Raw genomic sequence first — 23,645 nt, 5'->3', positions numbered from 1 at the left:
GGAGCGGCTCAGCCGGCCTTGGGTAGCCGGGCGTACAGCTCGGCGTACTCCCGCGCCGTCACGGCCCACGACCAGTCCTGCGCCATGACGCGCCGACGCACCACGCCGAGTTCCTGGGGACGCTCCCGCATCCACCGCAGGGCCTCGAGGACGGTCGTACGGACGGACTGCGCCGTGTGCTCGGGGATCACGAACCCGCCGCCGTCGGGGTGCGCACGCAGGTCGCTGACGGTGTCGCAGAGACCGCCCACGGCACTGGCCACGGGCAGCGTGCCGTACCGGTAGGCGATCAGCTGGTTCAGCCCGCAGGGCTCGGTGCGCGAGGGCATGACCGTCAGATCGGCTCCGGCGTACACCAGCCACGCGGTGTCCTGGTCGAACTGCGGGACGTAGCCCACCATGCCGGGTGCCTGCGTGTGCAGCGCCTCCAGCTGTGCGCGCAGCTCGTCGGTGCTCGGCCCGACCAGGACGAGCTGCACCCGGCGCTCGCGCAGCAGCGGGGTGAGCGCGTCCAGGAGCAGGTCGCTGCCCTTCTCGGGCACCACGCGGGAGCAGACGCCGACGATCGGCACCGAGTCGTTCTCGGCGAGCCGCATGTGCTTCTGGAGCGCCTGCTTGTTGAGGCTTTTGCCTTCGTCGACGGTGGTGCCGTCGTAGGGGACGGTGCACCGGCCGAGCGCCGCCGGGTCCCACAGGGTGCCGTCGACGCCGAAGACGATGCCCGTCGTGTTCCGCTGCGCCAGGGCGTCGCCCACGGGGGTGCCGGCGAACTCCTCCATGAGTTCGTACGCGTAGGTGGGGCTGCAGGTCACCGCGGCGTCGGCGGCGAGCAGGCCGAGGAGGAAGAGGCTGGGGTCGTCCCCGGCGCACTCCGCCAACCGGGCGACCTGTGCTGCGGGAAGTCCGAGGCCACCCGGTTCCAGAAGCTGCAGGCGCCCCTGGTACAGGGCGTTGTGGATGGTGAGGACCTGGGCCAGGTCCGGGAAGCGCTCACGCAGGTGAGCCATGGCGGCGCCGGACTGCCAGTCGTTTCCGTGGATGACGTCGTAGGAGTGGTGGGTCTGTTCCAGCCACTCGGCGACGCACCATCCGAAGAACGCCGCCCGGCGGGTCTCGTCGGTGAACGCGGTGTAATTGGCGTCGCGGTAGATGCTGTGGCGGTCGTACCAGGCGTCGGCGCGGACCAGGTAGATCTCGCAGGTCCCGCCGTGCCGCAGGAGCCGGTGCACCTGGGCGCCGGAGCGGACCCCGCCGATCTCGCGCTCCGGCAGTTCGAGGACGACCTCGGTGGTCAGGCCGCGGGGCTCGACGAGCCAGGGGTAGTACGGCAGGACCAGGTCGTGGCGGATGCCGCGCCGTGTCTGCAGGGTGGCCGGCAGTGCGTTGCTCGTCAGGGCCAGGCCGCCTTCGGCGAACAGCGGAGCGTATTCCTGGGTGATGTAGAGGCACTTCAAGGTCGGTACTCCGATACGCCTTAAGACATGGGGTGGGTGGCGCCGGTGTCGTCCGGCGAGGGGCCGAAGGCTGTGCGGGCCGGTCAGCTTGCGAGGGTGACCCGGGTGTGGTCGCCGAGGACCAGCTGGTGGGTCTCGCCGGGACGTGCGGAGACGACGGACGTGTGGCGGCCGATCAGGGACGCGGCTATCGCCGGGACGTCGCGGACGGTCGAGCCGCACAGCACGATGGAGGACTCGATGTCACTGCCGGTGATCTCGCAGTCCTCCGCGATCGAGGTGTGGGGGCCGATGCGGGAGCCGACGACCACGGCACCGGGGCCGATGACGACCGGGCCCTCGATACGCGAGCGGACGACGCGGGCCCCGGGCGCCACATGGACCCGACCGGTGAGCCGGCTGTCGGCGTCGACATCGCCCGCGACGCGGTGGTCGACGACGGTCGAGTCCAGGACGTGCCGGTTGACGTCCAGCATGTCGGCGACGTTGCCGGTGTCGCGCCAGTAGCCGGTGCTGATGGTGGAGCGCACGTCGCGCCCGTCCTCGATGAGCCACTGGATCGCGTGAGTGATCTCCAGTTCCCCGCGGGCCGAGGGCTTGATCTCGCGGATGGCCTCGTGGATCGCGGAGGTGAACAGGTAGACGCCCATGACCGCCAGGTCGCTCTTCGGTACCCGCGGCTTCTCCTCCAGCGAGACGACACGTCCCTCGGCGTCCAGCTCGGCGACGCCGAACGCCGTGGGGTCGGCCACCGCGGTCAGCAGGATCTGAGCGGCCGGGCGCTGCCGGCGAAATTCGGCCGCGACGTGAGCCACGCCCTCGCCGACGAAGTTGTCGCCGAGATACATCAGGAAGTCGTCGTCTCCCAGGAAGTCCTGGGAAACCTGCACCGCGTGAGCCAGTCCAAGAGGTTCTTCCTGGCGAATGTATGTCACGTCGAGGCCGAAATGCGAGCCGTCGTCGACCGCTTCTCTGATGTCGTCGGCGCTGGGTCCGACAACAATTCCTACGTCGGTGACACGGGCCGCCGCGATGGCTTCCAGCGCGTAGAATAGAACAGGTTTGTTGGCGACCGGGACCAGCTGCTTCGCCCCTGTGTGCGTGACGGGTCGCAGACGGCTTCCCGTGCCCGCGGCGAGTACCAGCGCCTTCACTATTCCCCCATCGCCAAATGAACATCCAGGTGGCCTTCAATGCCCCCGGTCCGCTATGTTGATCATTTTGCTCGACCCCTAGTTTTAGGTCAATTTTAAGAACCGTGCAAGCCTTTGTGGTCGGCTTCGAGCCGGCCTGTAGCCGGGTTCGAGACGATCGGTATGGCCTGATGAATTCTCGTCCTGTTAACGTCGAGCCATGCCGATACGCCTTTCTGATGTAGCCGACCGAACGGGTGTGAGCACGGCCACGGTCAGTCGGGTGGTGAACGGCCGTCCAGGTGTGGCGGAGGCGACACGCGCCCTGGTTCTCGGTGCCGTGGAAACCCTGGGGTACAAACCCCCGGCGTCCAGGGCGACGCAGGGCGAGATGGTGGGTGTCGTCGCTCAGGACAGCGGCTCGGGTGCCGACTCCTCGCTGGTCGACAGCGTTCTGACGGCCTTTCACCGTCGTGGGTGGCTACCGGTGCTGTTCTCCCGGACCCACGGTGCGCCGAAGGCGGAGCCGGCTTCCCGCAAGCTCCTGTCGCACGGTGCCGCGGGGCTCGTCCTCATCGGGGGCGACCACACGGATGTCACCGCGGAGCACGATTTCTACCGGTCGTTGCGGGATGAGGACGTTCCGCATGTCCTGGTGGGCGGTGCGGCTTTTCCGAGCCGGTCCGCGTGTGTTTCCCAGGACGAGGCCTGGGGAATGGGAAAGGCCGTCCGCCATCTGACCGAGCTGGGACATGCGCGCATCGGCATGATGTCCGGAGCTCTGCGGTACGTGACGTCACGGCGTAGGCGCGACGGATTTCTGGCGGCCCTCCGGGAAACCGGTGTCCCCGCCGCGGAAGCGTGCGCTCGAATCGAGCATGTCCACTACTCGCAGAGTGCCGGTTTCCGCGCCGCGGAAACGCTCATGGAACGAGGCTGTACGGCTCTCATCTGTGACGGTGATTCCCTGGCTCTGGGTGCGCTGAGAGCCGCGCGGTCACGATCGCTCACCGTGCCGGACGACCTTTCCCTGGTGGTGGTCGGCGATTCCACGACCGCGCGTCACATGGTTCCGTCGCTGACCGTTGTCAGTCCCTTGCAGGAGAAGATGGCGGAGGCCGTGGCCGACGCCCTGATGCTGGCCGTCAGCGGCACTCCGCTCACTTCACTGGAGCTGTTCTTCGCGCCGGATCTCATCACCCGCGAATCGACGGGGAAGGCGCCCTCATTCTGATTCGGCGGGCGCGGGCGACGCCTTCGGGCTGCGGCGCGGCACCGCATTCGCGGCCGCCCGGGGAGCTGCCCCGGGCAGCCACACCGCCGTGGCCACGAGCGCGAGCAGCACGGGCACCGCGGCGGCGGTGATCGCCGTGCGGTAGCCGGCCAGGGCGGCGTCCCCCGCGGCGCCGCCCGCAGCGCCGGTGCCCGCGCCGGCGAGCGTGGTCAGGATGGCCAGACCGAACGAGGCGCCGAGCTTCTGCGCCGTGGTGAGCACGCCGGACGCGGAGCCGGAGTCGTCTTCGTCCAGGCCGCTGGTGCCGCTGACGGTGAAGGTGACGAAGACGAGCCCTCCGCCCAGCCCCACGAGACACTCCGGGCCGAACAGCTCGATCCAGTAGGAGCCGCCGGACATCCGGTGCATCCAGAGCAGGCCTGCCGCGAACAGGACGAGCCCGGTCGTCATGACGGCCCGTTGGCTCATGTGCTTCAGGAGCCATCCCGCCGTCGTGGAGGAGACGGTGACGGTGAGGATGACGGGCACGATGGCCAGACCGGCGGCCAGAGCCGAGTAGCCGAGGATCTGCTGGGTGTAGAGGCTGAGGAAGAAGATCACCGGCCCGATCGCCATGTTGACCAGTGCGGCGACGACGTTGGCGCCGCGCAGTGCCCGGTGCCGGAAGATACGCAGGGGCAGCAGGGGATCGGGGCTCGTCCGCTGGCGCAGGACGAACAGCAGGAGCAGCAGGCCGGCCGCCGCGCCGAGGCCCAGGGTGCGGGCCGACAGCCAGCCGGCGGTGTGGGCGCCCACGAGCACGTAGACCATCAGCGTCATACCGCCACCGACCAGCGCGCCGCTTGCGATGTCGAAGCGTCCTCGGGGGCCGGGGCGTGCACCGGCGGGAAGCAGGCGCGGCGCGGCCAGGGCGGCGAGTGCGGCCAGCGGAACGTTGACGAGAAAGGTGGACTGCCAGCCGAAGGCGTCGGTCAGCAGACCGCCGGTGAAGTACCCGGCCGAGCCGCCGGTGGCGGCGACGGCTCCGAGGACGGCCAGGGCCTTGTGGCGTCCGGCCCGCTCTTCGGGCGTGCGGTCGGGGAAGACCGCCATCAGCAGTGACAGTGCGGTCGGGGAGATGACGGCCGCGGCCAGGCCCTGGGCGGCGCGGGCCGCGATCAGCACCGTGGCCGAGGTGGCCAGACCCCCGGCCAGGGAGGCCGCGGAGAAGACCAGCAGTCCGGCCATGAAGACCGAGCGGCGGCCGAACAGGTCGCCGAGCCGGCCGCCCAGCAGGAGGAACCCGCCGAAGGCCAGTATGTAGGCGTTGGCGATCCAGGAGAGTTCGGAGAGCGTGATCCCGAGGTCGCGCTTGACCGACGGAAGCGCGACCTCCACGATCGCCGAATCCAGGTTGAGAAGGAAGTGGCTGGCGACGAGCAGGGCCAGCGCAGCTGCCGGGCGGAAGGCCGGAGCCGTCGACCGCGGATGCGCATCGATGTGCAGGTCTGTCAGAGTCACGCTTGTCCTAGGCCGGGGCGCGCGGCGGCTGTGATGGGTGACCGGTCAGTGCGGCCGTGCGCCGTGTGCCGCGACCGTGGATGCGTAGTGGGGTACGTGGCGGTCGAGGACAGTCCTGTAGTCCTCGTGATGGTGTTCGCCCATCCCCCTGGGAAGCAGGCTGTGCAGTTTGCGTACCGAGACCTGGTGGTCGCTGCCGAGCTGTACGTACTCGCGGTTCGGCCGGCGGCCGAGTATGGCGGCGATGTGCGTGACGATGTCGTCCACCGGCACGGCGGTGCCGGACGCGAGGTTGATCGTGTCATTGACCACACCCGCTGCCAACAACGAATCCACGATGCCTACGAAATGGCGGATATCGAGCAAATCCCGGCGAGTGTGACGGGATATCCGGGCCGTTCCGCTCTCGACTTGCCGCACCATGACGGGAATGAGTTGGTGACTGGCTTGATGTCGCCCCACCAGATGGCCGAGACGCAGGATGAGCCGCGAGCATCCCGTATCCCGCACCAGGTGTTCCATAGCCAGTTTGTGGTGACCGTAGGGCGAAGTTGGATGCGGGCAGTCCTCGCGCCCGGAACAGTCCGGGCCCCCGTAGAGACCGGCCGACGCGGTGGAGAAGAGGACCAGTGTCCGCCCGGTCCGCCTGCACCGCCGCGCGACGTCGAGGACGAGCCGCGCCTCCCGGGCGAAGGGCTCCTCCTCGCTCAGCCCCACGCGTGATACCCCGGCGGCCAACGCCACGGCGTGGGGGTGCTTGTGGGCGATGGCGTGCAGATGATGGGCCAGGAAGCCGTTGCCGATGATCTCCATCGGGCTCAGACCGCCGCGAGAGCAGGTGCGCGACGCCGCTGCAGCGGCTCCCACCATCGACGATTCGAGGCGTACCAGGCGACCGTCTCCGCCAGGCCTTCCTCGAAATCGCGTCGCGGACGGTACCCGAGCGCCGAGATCCTGCCGCAGTCGACGGAATAGCGCCGGTCGTGGCCCTTACGGTCCTCCACGTGCTCGACCCTGTCCCAGCCGGCACCGCACGCGTCCAGGATCAGACGCGTCAGTTCCCGGTTGCTCAGCTCGGTGCCGCCGCCGATGTTGTACACCTCGCCCGCCACGCCGTGCTCGCGGACCAGTTCGATCCCCTGGACGTGGTCGTCGATGTGCAGCCAGTCGCGGACATGCAGACCGTCGCCGTAGAGGGGGACTCGTCCGCCCCGCAACAGCTGGGTGATGAACAGCGGGACGACCTTCTCCGGGTTCTGGTGATGCCCGTAGTTGTTGGAGCAGCGAGTGACCCTGACGTCGAGTCCGTGGGTGCGGTGGTAGGCAAGGACGAGCAGGTCACTGGCCGCCTTGCTGGCCGCGTACGGGGAGTTGGGCTGCACGGGAGCGGACTCCGGCCAGGACCCGCTCCCGATCGACCCGTACACCTCGTCGGTCGACACATGGACGAAGACCCGGTCGCCGTGGCGCAGGGCGGCGTCCAACAGCGTCTGTGTGCCGAGCACGTTCGTGGACACGAAGGCGGAGGCGTCCCGGATCGACCGGTCGACGTGGGACTCCGCGGCGAAGTGCACCACGACGTCGTGGTCGGCGACGAGCCGGTCCACCAGTGCCGCGTCACGGATGTCGCCGCGCACGAACGAGAAGCGGGGGTCTGATCGAACCGGGTCGAGATTCGCCGGATTTCCGGCGTAGGTGAGCTTGTCCAGCACCGTCAGCCGCGACACCGCTGATCGTCCGGGACCCAGCAGGATCCGTGCGTAGTGCGATCCGATGAATCCGGCACCGCCGGTCACCAGGATCCGGCCGGGGTCATGAGGTCGTGGCATGGCAACACCCTTGTCGTGAGGGTCGATCCGAGCGCCGGCCCTGGCAGGCATCGGCGGAGCATCGGCAATCGTCCCGTCCGACGGTTGTGCCGTCGGCCCCATATGCCCTGATCAAACGGGCAGTCGATGACTGGCCATGGACATCTGGTCATGGCCGAACGAGGCGATTGTCCGCGAGGACCAGCCACTCCTAGGGTCCTGAGCCATCAGTAACCATCACCCCGGGAACCCGCCCCGGGGGCGACCTCGACTCCCGTTCGGCCCACGCATCCCGCGTCTGACGACACGGCCTACCTCTGGGGGTATGGGTGACCCAGGCACCCCTGTTCACCGATTCGAGCTGCTACCACGCAGCGTTCGCGGCCCTGCTGCACGCGGCCGAGCCGCACACCGACCCGTTCCTCGTGCTGGGCAACAACGCGGCGACCGCTGCCCGGCTCGCGGACGACGGCCTCCTCCGGTTCAGCGACCCCTTGGAGCCGCTGACGTCGACCTTCGCACGCCACGGCTACGAACTGCGTCAGCATCCGGTCACCACACGGGAGGACTGGCAAGGCGCTCTGGACGCGCTGCGCCGCGGAACCGCCGTCGCCATCGCCGCGGACGCGTTCCACCTTGAGCACTACTGGGTCGGCTACCGCACCAGCCACGCCCTGCACGTCGTCGTCCTGCGCGACTACGACGAGACCTCCGGCACGGTACGGCTGCTCGACCCCGGCGAGGTCGTCTTCTTCGACGAGCGGGTGGCGGTCGACCAGCTCACGCCCGCCATGTGCGAGGGCCGGGCCGGGCAGGCGTGGATCCAGCTCGTGGCACACCCCGACCGCGGGCCCGCCCGACCGGACTCCATCTCCCTGATGTCCCTCTCCCAGGCCCTTTCGGGCACCGGCTCCGCATGGATGAGCGGGACGAGCCTGGTGGAGGCCCTCCACAGCGACCTGGACCGCTACCTGGAGGCGGTGAGCAGCCGCCCTCGCGCGGCGGACGGCACGCAGCAGGACTGGGGCCTGGGCCCCTGGCTGCTCCTCGGCCTGTGGTGGTACCACCACACCCTGCGATGGCTCGCCGGACACCTCGGCACACTCGCCGCCGACGGCACCCTCCCCGGACGCGCCGACCTCATCGAGGCCGTCGACCGCGCCTCGCGCGACCTGCTGGTGGTACGCAACCTGATGATGCGTCTGGGCGTGATGAGCGCCGACGACAAGCGCTCCGCCACCTTCCGCGGGCAGTTGCGCCCCCGGCTGGAACAGGCCCTGGAGAACCTGAGCACGGCCGGAACGGCCCTGGCGACGCTGGCGGAGGAGAAGCGGTGAGCACCTCGACGATCCCGGCGGATGCCGTGCGGGTGGACCTGGGCCCGCACCGCAACAACGCCGCGTTCCTCGCACCCGGAGTCGAACCGGCCGACGGATTCGACGGGTTCGGCCGCGCCTACCCGGCCTCGGAACTGGGTGGAGCGGCAGACGCGCTGGGCCTGCCCGGCGACCTCGGCCACGGTGTCGCGGACAACGTCGCCTGCGAGGGCCAGGTCCTGGTCCTCGGCGAACCCGTCCTGCTGCGCGGCCTCGACGTGGTGGGCGCCGGATCGGGCGGCACCGTCAGCGAGACCCTGCTGCTCGAACCGGGCCCGGACGGCGGCGGGCCGGCCGCCCGAGCCCGGGTGGAACTGAGCGACTTCCTCTCCCGGCGACCCGTCTTCGACGACACCTGCTTCGCTCACAGCTCCTTCCTCTACGACGTGGGCGGCCGGCCCGAGAGCGGCGCCGAGCCCCGGCTCTGGCGCTGCGCTGTCCGCTTCCCGCAGCCGCTGACCTGCGGACGCATCACCCTGCCCGTCAACCCGGACCTGCACGTCGTGGGCGTCTGGCTGCTGCCGGCACCGGCCGGTCCGGAAGCGGCGACGAACCGATGAGATGCCTGTACCTGACCCAGGAACTCGCCCCGTACTTCTCCGAGGGCGGCCTCGGACAGACCGCTCGTGCCCTGCCGGCCGCGCTGGAGCGCGAGCACGGCATCGTCCACGACCTGATCGTCCCGTACTACCCCTGGCTGGTCGAGCAGCACGCGCTGGAGACCGAATGCGTCTGGCAGGGCCCGGCCCTCGCCGTCGGCGAGGTGAGCGTGCCGGTCCGCGTCGAGCGGCTGCTGTGCAGCCCCGGTGCGGGCGAGGTCTTCCTCGTCCGTGCCGACCACTGGTACGACCGCGCCGGCATCTACCGCGACGCGCAGTACGTGGAGTTCGCCGACGCCGTGGCCCGAGCCGCGTTCTTCGGCGCCGCCGTCGCGCAGTGGCTGACGGCGACCGGCCGCCCGTACGACATCGTGCACGGAAACGACTGGCAGTCCGGCCCCGCACTCGCTCATCTGCGGTCCGTGCGCGGCAGCGCCGGTGGACCGGCTCTGCTGATCAACGTGCACAGCGCCGAATACCTCGGTCGCATCCGCCCCGGAGAACTGCCGCACCTGGGCCTGCCCCTCCTGTGGCAGGAGAAGCTGGCGCAGTACGACGACGCCGCGGCCGGTCTGCTGCTCCTGGGCCTGCTGGCCGCCGACGCCGCCACCACCGGCAGCCCGACGTACGCCAGGGAGCTGCGGACGCAGACAGCGGGCACGGCCCTCGGCTCAGCGCTCGGCACCTTGCCCCTGACGGGCATCGTCGCCGGGATCGACACCCGGCTCTGGCAGCCCGCAGCGCAGGGACGGCCCACCGAGCCCTACGACGAGGCGAGCGTGGGCCGGGGCAAGGCAGCCAACAAGAGGCTGCTGCAGCAACGCCTCGGCCTGGCGGAGGACCCGGACGTCCCCCTCTTCGGCGTGTGCTCGCGGCTGGTGCCGGAAAAGGGCGTCGACCTGCTGATCGAGGCGGCCGCGCCGCTGATCCGCGACGGCTCGGCACAGCTCGTGGTGGTGGGCCAGGGAGACACCGCGACGGTGAGCGCCCTGGAGTCCCTGGTCCGGCAGAACCCGGCCGGGGTGCGCCACATCCCCCGCTTCGCCCAGGACGTGGCCTGGCTGACGTACGCGGGCGCCGACTTCACGATCATGCCCTCCCGGGTCGAACCCTGCGGCCTCAACCAGCTCATCGCCATGACCTACGGATGTGTGCCCCTGGTCAGCGCGGTGGGCGGGCTGAGGGACACCGTCACCGACCTGGCCGCCGACCCGTCCCTCGGCACCGGCTTCGTCGTGCCGCAGCTGTCGGCCGACGCCGTTCGCCGGACCATGCTCTCGGCCGCCCGATGGCTGTCCGGCCCGTCGCAGGAGGTGCACGGCCTACGGCGCCGCATCATGGCGCAGGACTGGTCCTGGGCCCGTTCCGCCCGTGACACGGCCGCCCTCTACGCGCGCACGGCAGCTGCCTCGCGCCGGGCCGTACGGACCTTGATCGAGCTTTCCTCATAGAAGGCACCAGACTACTGAACGGGGTACCTAGCATGTCTGAGCCCACGGACCGCCAGAGCGAGATCTGCGCTTATCTCGGACGGCTGAGCAGAGCCGTCAGCGAGGTGTCCACCACTGACCTGGTGTGGGTGGCGGAGACCCTGGAGCGCGCCTACACGGAGGGCCGCACCCTCTACATCTGCGGCAACGGCGGCAGCGCCGCCACCGCTTCCCACCTGGCCGTCGACCTGTCCAAGAACACCCGGGTGCCCGGCAAGCCCGCCGTCCGGACGGCGTCCCTGGTCGACCACGTTCCCGCGCTGACCGCCTGGGCCAACGACGTCGGCTACGACGAGGTCTTCACCGGGCAGCTCGCCGGACTCGCCGAGCCGGGCGACGTCGTCATCGGCATCAGCACCAGTGGCAACTCGCCCAACGTGCTCAAGGCGCTGCGCTACGGACGCGCCCACGGCATGAGCACGGTCGGGCTCCTGGGACGCGACGGAGGACGGGCACGGGAACTGTGCGACGCCTATGTCCTCGCCCCCGCCGACTCGATCGAGGAGCAGGAGGACGTCCACATGGCGCTCGCCCACATCCTGACCCGGCACATGAGGGCGTTCGTCCGCAGCGACCGGGAAGAGTTGGCCGGCGCGGGCACGGCCGCGGGGAAATGACAGCCCGAGGGGCCGTCTTCCTCGACCGGGACGGCACGGTGACCGAGCCGCGGCACTACCCCGCCGACCCCGGCGACCTGGTGCTGCAGCCCGGGGTGGGCCCGGCACTTCGCCGACTGCAGGACCAGGGCCGGTCCCTCGTCCTCGTCACCAACCAGTCCGGCCTGGCCCGCGGCCTGTTCTCGCCGCGCACTCTCGACGCCATGCACCGGCATCTGCGGACGCTGCTCATGGCGTACGGCGTGCACCTCGACGGCATCTACGTCTGCCCGCACCACCCCGACGGATCCATCGACGGGCTGTCCTTTCGATGCGCATGCCGCAAGCCTCGGGCCGGACTGCTGCTGGCCGCGGCCGAGGAACTGGACATCGACCTCGCCTCGTCGTGGATGGTCGGCGACTTCCGGTCGGACATCGAGGCCGGCCTGCGTGTCGGATGCCGCACCGCCTGGGTCGGCCCGAACTCCGCGACAGGTACCGGCCCGCCCGGCGTCGAGCCGACACTGCGGACCGCAACCGTCGCCGAAGCGCTCCACCACATAGCCCGGCTGCGTAGTTGAGCACCCACCCTCATAAGCGCCAGACCGATCGGATCCCCCATGCCCCTGCCCCACAGAACGAGCACCACGCTCGCGGACGGACGCGAGATCCACTTCTACGACGACGTCGCCGGCCCCGAACGCAAGGTCGTCGACACCCGGGTGCTGCCGCCCGTGGAGTCCGGGGCGGAGCTGCGCTGGGATCCGACCACCGAGGAATGGGTGGTGATGGCGGCCCACCGCAGATCCAGGTCCGCCCACACCGCCGCCCCCTGCCCCCTGTGCCCGTCGACCGACGGATCCGCCACGGAAATACCCACCGGCGACTACGACGTGGCCGTCTTCGAGAACCGCTACCCGGCGCTACGGGGTGCCGACAGCGGACAACGGCACGAGGGCACCTCCCTCACCCTGCCGGCGGGTGGCCGCTGCGAGGTCATGGTCTTCGGGAGCGAACACGACACATCACTGGCGCAGTTGTCCGAGCAGCGGGTGCGCACCGTGATCGAGGCATGGGCCGACCGGACGACAGCCCTGAACGCCCTGCCCGACGTCGAGCAAGTGGTGTGCTTCGAGAACCGCGGCAGTGAGATCGGCGCGACCCTCGCCCATCCGCACGGACAGATCTACGCCTACCCGTTCATGCCCAGTCGCTTCGAGCGGATGCAGCGGGCCTCCCGCCACGCGCACGCGCGCGGCACGGGCTGTGTCTTCTGCTCCGTGCTGGCCACGGAACTGACGGCAGGCCACCGTGTCGTCGCCCGCTCCCCGCACTGGACCGCCTTCGTACCGCACGCCGCGCGGTGGCCGTACGAGGTTCATCTCTATGCCAACCGCCATGTTCCGGATCTGGCGGCCCTGACCGCCGAGGAGCGCGCCGACCTGGCCGCCGCCTACCGGTCCTTGCTGCGCCGCTTCGAAACCGTCGCCGAGGCGCCGCTGCCGTACATGGCGCTGTGGATCCAGGCCCCCGCCCGGGGGGAGAGGACGCACAGCCATCTGCACGCCCAGATCTTCTCCGACCGCGCCACCCCCCTGAAACCCAAGCGGCTGGCCGCAGGAGAACTCGGCGCGGGCACCTTCATCAGCGAGGTGGAGCCCGAGCAGGCGGCCGCCGCCCTGCGCGCCGCGGACACATGGACGCCCGCCACCCCAGTTCCCGACCAGCCGACCACGGCTGCCTGAGCCCCGACCGAGGAAGCCATCGTGTGGATTAGCAGCGCGCCCCTGCGTATCTCTCTGGCCGGCGGCGGCACCGACGTCCCCAGCTACGCCCGTCGGTTCGGCGGCCGGGTGCTGGGCGCCACCATCGATCTGCGGGTGACCGTCGTCGGGCGCCGGGCCACCGCTCACCGGCACATCCGCGCGTGCCTGGACGAGTGCAGCACCACCGCCCGGGGCGATGTCACCAACCCCTTCGCGCGCGAGGCGCTGAACCGCCACTGGGACGGCACTGCGCTGGATCTCGCGTCGTTCGCCGATGTGCCCGGTGGCAGCGGCCTCGGCAGCTCGTCCGCCTTCAGCGTCGCCCTGGTCGCGGGCCTGGAGGGCGGCCGTCTCACGGCCGGTGAGGCCGCCGAGGCAGCCAGCTCGATCGAGATGCACGGCCTGGGCCGCCCTGTGGGCAGACAGGACCAGTACCTGTCCGCGTACGGCGGTTTCCGTGTCCTCGACTTCCACCGCGACGGTGCCGTGACGGTGGAGGAGGTACCCGTCGACGCGGAGTTCGTCCACCGCCTGGACGAGGAACTGCTGCTGTTCTTCACCGGCCGGACCCGGGACGCCGGCGAGGTCCTCGGCGAGCAGAACGCACGGGTCGCCCACAGCGACCGCGACGCAGAGCGCCGCCTCCACGAGATCAAGGCACTGACGCCCCTGGCACTGGACGCGCTGAAGAACAGTGACGCGCCGGCGCTCGGGCAGGTGCTGGGAGCCCACTGGGAGCTGAAGCGGCAACTCGGCTCCAAGGTCTCCCTGCCGTGCGTGGAACGGGCCTACGCGGACGCACTGGACGCCGGTGCCGGCGGCGGCAAGCTGCTCGGCGCGGGCGGCGGAGGCTACTTCCTCCTGCACGCCCCGGCCACCGCCCGCGAGCAGGTCCGCACCGCCATGGCCGCCCACGGCTTCACGGAACAGCCCTTCCGCTTCGACGATCGCGGGGCAAGGGTCCTCGCCGTCGACCCCGCGGGCCTGTCCACCACCCCTTCCCACCTGCCCCCATCGTCCTGACTGGAGTCCCTATGTTCGCCCCGTACCGTCGACTGTTCTCCGCCAGAGGGGCTGTCGGCTTCAGCAGTATGGGCTTCCTGGCACGGCTGGCCCTGTCCATGTCCGGCGTCAGCACCGTTGTGATGATCGCTTCGCTGCGCCACTCCTATGCCCTCGCGGGAGCCGTCAGCGGAGCCTCACTGGCCACCACCCTGCTGACCATCCCCCTGCTGGGCCGGCTCGTCGACCGCTACGGGCAGTCACGCGTGGCCGTCCCGGCCGCGGTCTGGTCGGCCGGGATGTCGGCCGCCCTCCTGGTGTGCCTGTCGCTGGACGCTCCGACCTGGACGCTGTTCGCCACGAACATCCTCTCGGCCACCGCACCCAACGTGGGCGGCATGGCGCGCGCCCGATGGGCCGAGATCTACGACAACGACACCGACTCGATGCACGTGGCCAACTCCTTCGAACAGGTCCTGGACGAGGTCTGCTTCATCCTCGGCCCCATCCTCGCCGTGGCACTGGCCACCGGCGTCTCCCCGGAGGCCGGGCGCCTCGCGGCCCTGGCGCTGACCCTGACCGGTACCGTACTGTTCGCCGCCCAGCGCCGTACGGAGCCGCCGGTGCACCCGGCCGACCCGGCCGGGCAGAAGGCCCCGCTGCGCAACCGGGGCCTCCAGGTCATGATGCTGGTGTTCCTGTTCACCGGCTCCATCTTCGGCTCGCTGGAGATGGTGACGGTCGCCTTCACCGACTCCCTCGGCCACAAGCCCGTGGCCGGAACCGTGCTGGCACTGCAGGCGATAGGCTCCGCGGTCGCGGGCATGCTGTTCGGGATGGTCACCGTCCGCGGCACGAGCGTCACCCGGTTCCTGACGGGGGTCACGGCCATGGCCGTGCTGATGCTGCCGCTGAACCTCGCCGGTGGCCTCTGGTCGCTCGCGCCGCTGATGTTCGTCGCCGGCATGGCCACGTCCCCCACCATGATCACGGGCATGGGGCTGGTGCAGGAACTGATTCCCCGTTCGCAGATCAACGAGGGCATGACACTCGCCGTCACCAGTCTGCTGGGCGGTATCTCTCTCGGCGGCATCGTCGCGGGCTGGGCGGTGGAGCGGTTCGGCGCGGACTCGGGCTACGCACTGCCGGCCGCCGCGGCCGCGCTCGCCGCGCTGGTCGCCGTCTCGGGCTCGGCGTGGCTGCGCCGGGAAGCGGCCGCCCATGCCCCGGCCGGCGCCACCGCGGCATCCGTACCGGAGCCGGTCTCGCTGGGCCAGGAGGCATGACCCTCGGCGGCACCGCTGAGCGGCCCTCGACGAGCCGCTCGGCGGTGCCGCCCGGGTTCACGGCGTGACAACCGACGGCAACCAGCCGTTCTGCACGGCGAGTGCGCCGGCCTGGAAGCGGCTGCGCGCGCCGAGACGTTCCATCATGTCGTTGGCCACCCGGCGCGCGGTGCGCGGCGAAACGCCGAGACGTTTGGCTATGGAGTCGTCGGTCATGCCCCGGTAGAGCGAGTTGAGCACCTCCCGCTCCTGTGCGCTGAGCCCCGACTCGTCGCGCTGCTGCGCCTTGGTCAGATCGACCCCGCAGGCCCAGATGCTGTCGAACAGTGCGCACAGGGCGGTCAGTGTGCCTTGGCCGGTGAGCACCACGGCCGCCTCGCACGCCGCGTCGGCCCGAACCGGAATGACAGCGGTCTCCCGGTCGACGATGACCATACGGACCGGCAGGGACGGCACGGTACGGACCTGCCCCCCGCGCTCCGCGAGCCACTCGGCGTACGCCACGGTGTCCCGGCTGTTGCGTACGCTGTCCAGGTAGACCGTCCGCATCCGTACCCCGCGGTCCAGCAGCTCGGTGTCCAACGGCCTGGCGGCTCGCAGACTCTCCGGAGTGTGAGCACCGTTGGGCGCGAGGGTCATGACCTCCCCGCGCACCCTGTGGGTCAGCATCCCGAGCTTCTCTCTGATCTGCTCGATGCCCGTGAGATGCTCGACGTTGGGCTGCTGAGCCGACTCGCTGTGTTCCGCGAACTGCGCGATCAGCTGCGCCGCGGCGGCACGGGACGCCTCCACGCGCTGCTGCTGGGCGGCCAGTTCCGCCTGCTGCTGGGCAAGGAGGATCTCCATGCCCAGTTCCGGACTGACCGCGTGCAGTGCCTCCTGGGACGAGCGGACCAGCGACAACTCATGGAGCCGGTCGAGTGCCGACCTGATGTCCTGCTCCGGCCTGCCCAGCACATCGGCCAGCTCGGCCACCCCCTTACCCCGGTGCGAGAGCATGGCTCGGTACACCTCTTCAGCCCACGCATCCAACCCCAGCAGACCGAGCATCACAGCCTCCGCGATTCAGACTTGACAACGATCACGGCGGACGGCTGCGACTGCTGCGAGACCTTTTGCGGTCGTTGCCGGATCCGTCCATGAGGGACCTCTTGCTGGCCATGACCAGCTCAAGGATCGTCGCCTCCATGCATCTAGTTCACGTGGAGCTGCGCTCGACGCAGGATCGGGGACATCTTGACGGCGCATCGGCCGCACTCATGGCGTACGCGGAGCCGCACGACGCGTTGGAGCACGTCAGCGTCGCCATGCGCCCGCCCGGGCGTTGCACGCTCGGCCTGTTCTTCTCCTCGACCGCCCTGGCCGACGCGGAGAGCGCGGCCCTGCGGCTGACGTTGCGCGCCCTGCGGTCCGACACCTTCGCGGGTTTTGCCGTCGTGCGCTGCGAAGCGGCCCTCGTTGCCGGACCACTTCTGTGGGGCGACCCCCCAACCGGCCGGTGACCACAATCGGCCAGTGCCGAATCCGTCCGGCCCGGGGCCCTTCCCTCACCCTCCCGCACAGACAAGACTCAAAGATCAATTCCTCTGCCGGTCGACGAGAGCGGTGAAGCCGACGAGGCACCTGCCGAGGCCGGTTCCCGCTCTCTCTTGACGAGAAAGCCATATGAATGCTGGAGACACGCCCCTCACTGTCCGCTGTCCCCGCCGAGCTCCTCCGGGAGGCGGACCAAGCCGCCTTGGACGACAGTCACAGAGACGGAAGACGCAATGTGGCCCTGGTGGTTGCCAGCCCCGTGATCCTCGCCGGACTCGAAGCACTCCTGAGCAGAGCGTCCGGCATCGGCACCGTGCTGCAGCTGGACCCCGACGTGCTGCACACGGTCTACCGGACCGGAAGCTTCGACGTACTGATCGTCACCTCGGATCAGTGGCACCTCCTCAAGGACGCCCAGGACGACAAGGTCTGCCCGCTGCCCCCGGTCCTGGTGGTCGGCGACCCGGTGCAGGACCGCCGCAGCACAGCCCTCGGCGACCTGCCCAGCGACGGCTTCCTGTCCTTGACGGATCTCTCCAAGGACGCACTGGCCAGCGCGGTGGAACGCACGCTCGCCGGCGAGGTGCCGATGCCACCCAAGCTGGCCCGAGAACTCCTCAGCATGCACCGCATCCAGTTGCCCCAGGCCAAGGCGCGCGTCACCACCCTCACGCCCCGGGAGAACGAGACCCTCCAGCTGATGGCAAGCGGCATGAGCAACAAGCAGATAGCCCGTGCCCTCACCATTTCCACGCACGGAGCGAAGCGGCTCGTGGGGTCCGTACTGGCCAAGTTCGACGCGCCCAATCGCACGGCAGCCGTCGTCAGCGCCGTCAATGCCGGTCTGGTCTGACGATGGGCCCGCACCTGCGCACCACCGGGCCCGCCCGCCGGATCAGGCCGCGTTCTCGGTGGTCAGGGCGAGGTCGTCGCGGGTGACCAGGCGGGAGCGGGTGCGCCACTTGCCGCGGGTGCGCACCAGCACGTCCTGGAGGACACACACCCGCGACACCTTCGACTCGCCGCCGCGCGGCGTCACGTACACCAGGGCGTAGGCCCGCGTGTGCAGCGTCCCGTCGGCCTGCGGCTGCACGTCGAGCATGCCGATCCAGTGCCGCAACTGCTCGCCGCTGCGCTCCTGTTGGATCTGGTTGCGACGCACGTTCGCGGCGAGCGCGGCGCGTCCGCGCACCGGTTCGTCCAGGGTGGGCACGACGAAGACCGCGTCCTCGGTGAACGTCCCCGCCCAGCGCTCGGCGTCGTGGTCGTCGAAGAGCTGCATCTGGTGCGCGTAGAACTGCTGGGTGCGCGCGTACAGCGCGCCGAAGTCCTCCTGCGCCGGGGCGAACGCCTCCTGCGATCGGGCCGGTGCGACGGATCTGAGCATCTCGGTGGCCATGGCGGGTCCCTTTCTCGCGTCCACTGTTCTCCATGGGATGCCGACACCTTCTGCGGCGCAGATCGAGCACTGTTCGAAGATTCCTCAAGCGCCGCGACGGACGGTGAGTTCGTCCAGCGGTGTCGACCGCCGAACCGGAGCCGGAGGAGAACGAGCGTTGACGAACTTCGCCCATCCCGACCTCCCCGTGGACGGACTGCTGCGGCGTGCGGCCCGGCGCGACCCGGACGGCGTCGCGATCCGCACCGCGACCCGGTCCGTCGGCTTCGCCGAACTCGACGCGTGGGCCGACCGGATCGCCGGCTTCCTCGGCCGGACGCTCGACGAGGCGGCAGGCGCCCGCGTCGGCGTCGCCCACGTCCTCGATCCCGTCTTCGCCGCCGCCTACTACGGCACGGCCCGCAGCGGCGCCACCGTCGTCCTCGTCAACCCGCTGATCAGCGAGGACGGCCTGCGTCATGTCTTCGCCACGGCCCAGGTGGAGCTGGCCCTCGTGCCCGCGGCCACCGCGGGCCTGCTCGCCAAGGCGCGTGCCGACCTGCCCGCGCTGCGCGCGATCCTCGTCACGGACGCCGCCGACGGCGTGGTCCCCGACGGCACCGTCTCGCTGCACCAGGTCCTGGACGCAGCCCCGGATCAGGCGCCGGACCGTGCGCCGCAGCGGCACACCGCCGCTCCGGCCGACCCGGGCGCCGTCGCCTGCGTGCAGTTCACCACCGGGACCACCGGCCGCCCCAAGGGCGTGCTCCTGACCCACCGCAACCTGGTCGCCAACGCCAAGCAGATCGCCCTGGCGCACCGCCTGAGCGCCGGCTCGGTCACCCTGAACCATCTGCCGCTCTACCACGTGATGCACCTCAACTCCGGTATGTACGCCGGTGCCTGCCAGGTGCTGTGCCAGGACCCCGACCCCGTCGCGTCCCTCGGCGTCGCCGCCGAGGCCGGCGCCACCCACTACTACGGCCTGCCCGCCCGGCTGCACGCCCTGGCCAGGGACGTGCGGCTGGCCGGTGCCGTCCACCCCGGCCCGCAGCTGACCGCCGTGCTGTCCGGCGGCTCGGCGCTCGACCCCGAGGCGGCGGCCACACTGCACGAACGGCTCGGCGTTCCCGTCGTCCAGGGCTACGGCATGGCCGAACTCTCCCCGCTCACCCACAGCCAGCAGCCCGACCGCCACCGGCCCGGCACGGTCGGCGGCGTGGTGCCCGGCACCGAGTGCCGGATCGTCGACCTGACCACGCGCCGCCCCGTGGGCGCCGGGGTGAGCGGTGAGGTCCAGGTCAGGGGGCCGCAGCTGATGGCGGGCTACCTGGAGGGCGGGCACGAGGCGAGGATCGACGCGGACGGCTGGTTCTCCACCGGCGACGTCGGCCGCCTCGACAACGACGGCACGCTGCGCCTGGTGGACCGGCTCACCGACGTCTTCAAGCACGACAACGAGATCGTCGCACCGAGCCGCGTCGAGCAGATCCTGCGCGAGGATCCGCGCGTCGCCGACTGCATCGTGGCCGACTGGCCCGACACCGAGCACGGGGCGGTGGTCTGGGCGGGCGTCGTCCTGACCGACGGCGCACAGGACGAGCCCCGGGCGATCGCGGGCGTCCGGCCGGGACTCGGCATCCTCGACGTCCTCGACTCGATCACCACACGGGCCAACGAACACCTCGCCCTCTTCGAGCGGATCCGGTTCGCCGAGGCGATCGAGACCGTGCCGCGCACCCCCACCGGAAAGCCGCAACGCCGTCTCGTGCGCGCCCAGTTGAGACACCGAGCCGCCGTATGACCCGCCGGTCGCCCACCCCCGTGACCCGACACCGACCCAGGAGCAGACCATGGTGAACGCCGCCGGCCCGCCGTCCGCGCCCCGCCCTTCGATCCAGGTGCTGGTCGTCGGCGCGGGCCCCGTCGGACTGACCGCGGCCCACGAACTCGCCCGCCGGGGCCTTCGGGTGCGGCTGATCGACGCCGCGCCGGGCCCGGCCCGCACCAGCCGCGCCGTCGCCACCCATCCGCGCACCCTGGAGACCTACGACCAGATGGGCATCGTCGACGACGTGCTGCCCCGAGGGCGGCGCAACCAGGCGTTCACCATGTACGCCGGGGGCCGGCGCCGGGTACGCCTGGAGGCCGACTACGCGACGATGCCCACCCGCTACCCCTACACGCTGGTCGTCGAGCAGACCGAGACCGAGGCCGTGCTGCGCGCGGCGGTGGCCCGGCTCGGGGTGCGCGTCGAATGGGGTGTGCGCCTGGCGGACTTCACCCAGGCCGCACAGGAGGTGCACGCCCGTCTGGTCCACGCCGACGGCGGCGAGGAGGAGTGCACCGCGTCCTGGCTGGTGGGCTGCGACGGCGGCCACAGCACCGTGCGCAAGCGCCTCGGCCTCGAACTCCTCGGCGAGAGCAGCGAGACATGGATGCTCGCCGACGCGCCGGTCGACACCGAGGTGGCACCCGACAGCATCTACTGGGCCCACACCGGCGGGCAGGCCCTGATGATGGTGCCCTACGCCCGCGAGGGGCACTGGCGGCTGCTCGACACCGTGCCCGCCGCCTGCGCACAGGAACCCGGCCGCGCCGAGGAGCAGTTCTCCCGCAAGCTCAGCGCGGGCCTCGGCCACCCGGTACGGGTCGGCGAGGCCTCCTGGACGTCCGTGTTCACCTTCCAGCAGCGCATGGTGGAGCGCATGCAGGACGGCCGCGTCCTCGTGGCCGGCGACGCCGCGCACGTGCACAGCCCCGCCTCGGGACAGGGCATGAACACCGGCATCCAGGAGGCCTACAACCTCGCCTGGAAGCTCGCCATGGTCGAGCAGGGCCACGCCGGACGCGAGCTGCTGGAGACGTACAGCGAGGAGCGCGTCCCCCTCGGCGCGGCCCTGCTGGGCTCCACGCGCACCGCCACCACCCTGGTGCAGCTGAAGAACGCGCTCGCGGGCGTGGTCCTGCCCCTCGCCCTGAGCGTGGTGCAGGCGGTACGGCCGCTGCGCCGGGCCGTGCAGCGCAAGGTGCTCGGCGGCATGTCCGGCCTGAAGGTCGCCTACGACACGTCCTCGCTGACCGGCACGGACCACTACTACCGCCTCGCGGACGCCGGGTGCGTCCAGATGAGCGCGCGGGAACCGGGCCGGGAACCCGGCCCCGGCGCCCGCGTCACCGCCGCCCGGGTGCACGACGGGGACGACCCGGCCGCCTCGGCCTTCCGCGCCGAACTGCGCGACCCGCGCTGGACGCTGCTGCTGGCAGCAGGCGGCCACGGGCCGGGCGACGTGCCCGTCGGCGTGGCCGTCACCGCTGCCGCCCAGTACGGCGAGTGGCTCTCGGTCCGCACCGTCGGCGGCACCGGGCCCGACGGCCCCGCCCCGCTCGCCGACCCGGATCTGCGGCTGCGCACCGCGCTCGGCCTCGGCCCCGGCGCCTGGATCCTCGTACGCCCCGACGGCTATGTCGCGGCCCGCGGCACCCTGCTGACCCGGCCGTCCCTGCGCCGGGCACTGGCCCCGCTGCAGACCCCCGTCCCGCTCGCCGACGAAGCACGGCGCGAACCGGGTCCCACCGTGCCCGTCGCCGTCCACGACCTGGAGGAACACTGACATGCCCGACAACCACCCCGTCGCCCTGGTGACCGGCGCCACGAGCGGCATCGGCCTCGAGACGGTCCGGCAGCTGGGCCGCGCCGGGCACCGCGTCTTCCTGTGCGCCCGCACCGAGCAGGACGTGAAGCAGACCGTCGCCGATCTGCGCGCCGAGGGCCTCGACGTCGAGGGGCAGGCCGCCGACGTCCGCTCCCGCGAGTCCGTGGCCGCCCTCGTCGCCGAGGCGGTGCGGACGTACGGACCCGTCAACGTGCTCGTCAACAACGCCGGCCGCAGTGGTGGCGGCGTCACCGCCGACCTCACCGACGACCTCTGGTACGACGTCATCGACACCAACCTCAACAGTGTGTTCCTGGTGACGCGCGAGGTGCTCAAGAACGGCGGCCTCGCCGACGCCGGGTACGGGCGGATCATCAACATCGCCTCCACCGCCGGCAAGCAGGGTGTCCTGCTCGGCGCCCCCTACAGCGCCTCGAAGCACGGCGTCGTCGGCTTCACCAAGGCGCTCGGCCGGGAACTCGCCCCCCGCGGCATCACCGTCAACGCGGTCTGCCCCGGCTATGTCGAGACCCCGATGGCCCAGCGGGTGCGCCAGGGGTACGCGGCCGCCTGGGACACCACCGAGCAGGACGTGCAGACGCAGTTCGAGGCGAAGATCCCGCTCGGCCGCTACTCCACGCCCGAGGAGGTGGCGGCCCTCGTCGCCTACCTGGCCTCCGAGCCCGCCGCCTCGATCACCGCGCAGGCGCTCAACGTCTGCGGCGGCCTGGGCAACTACTGACCTTCGTCAAGGAAGCGAGAAGAGACGTGTACGTGGTGTCGAGTGAGCGGGTGCACCGTACGGCGCACTCCGTCGAGGTGGACGCGGCGGCCGGAGTCGTCTACGGGCTGATCTCGGACGCGGTGCAGTGGCCGCTGTTCTTCCCGCCGAACGTGTACGTGGAGCGCCTGGAGTTCGACGGGACGGACGAGCGCCTGCGGATGTGGGCCACGGCCAACGGCGAGATCCGCTCATGGATCTCGCAGCGGGTGCAGGACCCCCAGGAGCGGCGGATCGAGTTCCACCAGACCCGGCCGCAGGCACCGGTCGAGACCATGCACGGGACCTGGATCGTCGAGGAGCGGCCGGGCGGCACCAGCCGGCTCACGCTGCTGCACGAGTTCACGGTCGTCGGCGACCGCCCGGCCGACGTGGAGTGGGTCGAGCGCGCCTGCGACACCAACTCCCGCGCCGAACTGGACAACCTCAGGCATCTCGCCGAACGCTGGACGCGCCTGGACGAACTCGTCCTGTCCTTCGAGGACTCCGTGCGCGTCAAGGGCCCGGCCGAGCTGGTCTACGACTTCCTGTACCGGGTGGGCGACTGGCCCGACCTGATCCCGCACGTCTCCCGCCTGGACCTTACCGAGGACAGCCCCGGCGTCCAGATCATGTCCATGGACACGCGGACGGCCGACGGCAGTACGCACACCACCGAGTCGGTGCGGATCTGCTTCCCGCACGCCGGACGCATCGTCTACAAGCAGACGGCCACGCCCGCCCTGATGGAGGCGCACACCGGAGAGTGGTCGGTCGTGCCCGACGAGACGGGCGTGACGGTCGTCTCGCAGCACAGCGTGGTGCTGCGCGAGGAGGCGGTGGAGCGGGTCCTCGGCCCGGGCACCGACCTGGCCGCGGCCCGCCGGTACGTGCGCCAGGCGCTCGGGCGCAACTCCACCGCCACCCTCGAACTGGCCAAGCGGCACGCGGAGTCGGCTATCCGCATGCTGTGACATCCGGGCCGTCACGGCCGGCCCGGTGGTTCGCGAGCGCCGTGCGGCGGGAACGGATGTGCCTGCACGGCTGCTCGAGCAGGTCTCCAGACCGCGG

Annotated in this window: 22 protein-coding genes; 15 read left to right on the top strand and 7 right to left on the bottom strand. The window is 70.9% G+C overall.

Going from position 1 to position 23,645, the window contains the following annotated elements:
- Positions 1 to 8 precede the first annotated feature (8 nt).
- Entirely contained in the window at positions 9 to 1,454 is a 1,446-nt protein-coding gene (locus AQI95_RS34680) for a glycogen synthase (protein WP_067133445.1), read from the bottom strand.
- Between the two features lie 83 nt (positions 1,455 to 1,537).
- Positions 1,538 to 2,608 carry a glucose-1-phosphate thymidylyltransferase gene (locus tag AQI95_RS34675; RefSeq protein ID WP_067133442.1) on the bottom strand — a complete coding sequence of 357 codons (1,071 nt, stop codon included), beginning with the start codon at positions 2,606 to 2,608 and terminating at the stop codon, positions 1,538 to 1,540.
- A 199-nt stretch (positions 2,609 to 2,807) separates the two neighbouring features.
- Between AQI95_RS34675 and AQI95_RS34670 the strand changes: the two genes are divergently transcribed.
- Complete coding sequence (locus AQI95_RS34670; protein WP_067133439.1) at positions 2,808 to 3,821, top strand: LacI family DNA-binding transcriptional regulator; 1,014 nt, start codon at positions 2,808 to 2,810, stop codon at positions 3,819 to 3,821.
- On the opposite strand, the gene AQI95_RS34665 is transcribed toward AQI95_RS34670, so the two are convergent.
- The 3 genes from AQI95_RS34665 to rfbB are packed head-to-tail and all read right to left on the bottom strand — an operon-like array spanning position 3,813 to position 7,150.
- Complete coding sequence (locus AQI95_RS34665; RefSeq protein WP_079071714.1) at positions 3,813 to 5,321, bottom strand: MFS transporter; 1,509 nt, start codon at positions 5,319 to 5,321, stop codon at positions 3,813 to 3,815. The genes AQI95_RS34670 and AQI95_RS34665 overlap by 9 nt on opposite strands.
- Before the next feature lie 45 nt (positions 5,322 to 5,366).
- Positions 5,367 to 6,134 (bottom strand): NAD-dependent epimerase/dehydratase family protein, encoded by a 768-nt coding sequence (locus tag AQI95_RS34660; RefSeq protein ID WP_067133438.1) that lies wholly within the window; start codon positions 6,132 to 6,134, stop codon positions 5,367 to 5,369.
- Positions 6,135 to 6,139: 5 nt separating this feature from the next.
- Entirely contained in the window at positions 6,140 to 7,150 is a 1,011-nt protein-coding gene (gene rfbB, locus AQI95_RS34655) for a dTDP-glucose 4,6-dehydratase (RefSeq protein WP_067133436.1), read from the bottom strand.
- A gap of 308 nt (positions 7,151 to 7,458) precedes the next feature.
- Between rfbB and AQI95_RS34650 the strand changes: the two genes are divergently transcribed.
- From AQI95_RS34650 to AQI95_RS34615, 8 genes are all read left to right on the top strand, one after another.
- Positions 7,459 to 8,466, top strand: coding sequence for a BtrH N-terminal domain-containing protein (locus AQI95_RS34650; protein ID WP_067133435.1), 1,008 nt, complete (start codon positions 7,459 to 7,461; stop codon positions 8,464 to 8,466).
- The gene (locus tag AQI95_RS34645) at positions 8,463 to 9,065 is read left to right on the top strand and encodes a hypothetical protein (RefSeq protein ID WP_067133433.1); all 603 of its coding nucleotides are present in this window, start codon (positions 8,463 to 8,465) and stop codon (positions 9,063 to 9,065) included. Before AQI95_RS34650 ends, AQI95_RS34645 begins: the two co-directional genes overlap by 4 nt.
- Complete coding sequence (locus AQI95_RS34640; protein WP_067133431.1) at positions 9,062 to 10,555, top strand: glycogen synthase; 1,494 nt, start codon at positions 9,062 to 9,064, stop codon at positions 10,553 to 10,555. The genes AQI95_RS34645 and AQI95_RS34640 overlap by 4 nt, the downstream gene beginning before the upstream one ends.
- 32 nt (positions 10,556 to 10,587) lie before the next feature.
- A complete protein-coding gene (locus tag AQI95_RS34635; protein WP_067133429.1) occupies positions 10,588 to 11,211 on the top strand; it encodes a D-sedoheptulose-7-phosphate isomerase in 624 nt (207 codons plus the stop codon).
- The gene (locus AQI95_RS48405; protein ID WP_067133426.1) at positions 11,208 to 11,771 is read left to right on the top strand and encodes a D-glycero-alpha-D-manno-heptose-1,7-bisphosphate 7-phosphatase; all 564 of its coding nucleotides are present in this window, start codon (positions 11,208 to 11,210) and stop codon (positions 11,769 to 11,771) included. Before AQI95_RS34635 ends, AQI95_RS48405 begins: the two co-directional genes overlap by 4 nt.
- Positions 11,772 to 11,810: 39 nt before the next feature.
- Complete coding sequence (gene galT / locus AQI95_RS34625) at positions 11,811 to 12,935, top strand: galactose-1-phosphate uridylyltransferase (protein ID WP_067133423.1); 1,125 nt, start codon at positions 11,811 to 11,813, stop codon at positions 12,933 to 12,935.
- Between the two features lie 21 nt (positions 12,936 to 12,956).
- A complete protein-coding gene (locus tag AQI95_RS34620) occupies positions 12,957 to 13,979 on the top strand; it encodes a GHMP family kinase ATP-binding protein (protein ID WP_067133420.1) in 1,023 nt (340 codons plus the stop codon).
- Between the two features lie 68 nt (positions 13,980 to 14,047).
- Positions 14,048 to 15,244 carry an MFS transporter gene (locus tag AQI95_RS34615; protein ID WP_208614336.1) on the top strand — a complete coding sequence of 399 codons (1,197 nt, stop codon included), beginning with the start codon at positions 14,048 to 14,050 and terminating at the stop codon, positions 15,242 to 15,244.
- A 57-nt stretch (positions 15,245 to 15,301) separates the two neighbouring features.
- Here the strand turns inward: AQI95_RS34615 and AQI95_RS34610 are convergent, their stop codons facing one another.
- Positions 15,302 to 16,294, bottom strand: coding sequence for a LuxR C-terminal-related transcriptional regulator (locus AQI95_RS34610; RefSeq protein ID WP_067133413.1), 993 nt, complete (start codon positions 16,292 to 16,294; stop codon positions 15,302 to 15,304).
- A gap of 89 nt (positions 16,295 to 16,383) precedes the next feature.
- Here AQI95_RS34610 and AQI95_RS34605 point away from each other — a divergent pair, with 89 nt between their 5' ends.
- Together AQI95_RS34605 and AQI95_RS49280 are read left to right on the top strand one after the other, a co-directional pair.
- Positions 16,384 to 16,746, top strand: a complete 363-nt coding sequence (locus tag AQI95_RS34605; protein ID WP_067133410.1) for a hypothetical protein — start codon at positions 16,384 to 16,386, stop codon at positions 16,744 to 16,746.
- A gap of 278 nt (positions 16,747 to 17,024) precedes the next feature.
- Positions 17,025 to 17,633: a response regulator transcription factor gene (locus AQI95_RS49280; RefSeq protein ID WP_244188939.1), complete on the top strand. Its 609-nt coding sequence runs from the start codon at positions 17,025 to 17,027 to the stop codon at positions 17,631 to 17,633.
- 42 nt (positions 17,634 to 17,675) lie between these two features.
- Here AQI95_RS49280 and AQI95_RS34595 read toward each other — a convergent pair whose 3' ends face one another.
- Positions 17,676 to 18,179 carry a nuclear transport factor 2 family protein gene (locus AQI95_RS34595; RefSeq protein ID WP_079071711.1) on the bottom strand — a complete coding sequence of 168 codons (504 nt, stop codon included), beginning with the start codon at positions 18,177 to 18,179 and terminating at the stop codon, positions 17,676 to 17,678.
- Between the two features lie 157 nt (positions 18,180 to 18,336).
- Between AQI95_RS34595 and AQI95_RS34590 the strand changes: the two genes are divergently transcribed.
- The 4 genes from AQI95_RS34590 to AQI95_RS34575 are packed head-to-tail and all read left to right on the top strand — an operon-like array spanning position 18,337 to position 23,548.
- Positions 18,337 to 19,962, top strand: a complete 1,626-nt coding sequence (locus AQI95_RS34590; protein WP_067133405.1) for a class I adenylate-forming enzyme family protein — start codon at positions 18,337 to 18,339, stop codon at positions 19,960 to 19,962.
- Between the two features lie 49 nt (positions 19,963 to 20,011).
- Complete coding sequence (locus AQI95_RS34585) at positions 20,012 to 21,772, top strand: FAD-dependent oxidoreductase (protein WP_067133402.1); 1,761 nt, start codon at positions 20,012 to 20,014, stop codon at positions 21,770 to 21,772.
- Position 21,773: 1 nt separating this feature from the next.
- Positions 21,774 to 22,556 (top strand): 3-oxoacyl-ACP reductase FabG, encoded by a 783-nt coding sequence (fabG, locus tag AQI95_RS34580; protein WP_067133399.1) that lies wholly within the window; start codon positions 21,774 to 21,776, stop codon positions 22,554 to 22,556.
- 35 nt (positions 22,557 to 22,591) lie between these two features.
- The gene (locus AQI95_RS34575; RefSeq protein WP_067133631.1) at positions 22,592 to 23,548 is read left to right on the top strand and encodes an aromatase/cyclase; all 957 of its coding nucleotides are present in this window, start codon (positions 22,592 to 22,594) and stop codon (positions 23,546 to 23,548) included.
- Positions 23,549 to 23,645 lie beyond the last annotated feature (97 nt).

This window comes from Streptomyces yokosukanensis (assembly GCF_001514035.1).
Taxonomy (GTDB): domain Bacteria; phylum Actinomycetota; class Actinomycetes; order Streptomycetales; family Streptomycetaceae; genus Streptomyces; species Streptomyces yokosukanensis.
Note: the sequence above shows the minus strand (reverse complement) of the source record. Positions and strands in the feature narration are given on the sequence as shown.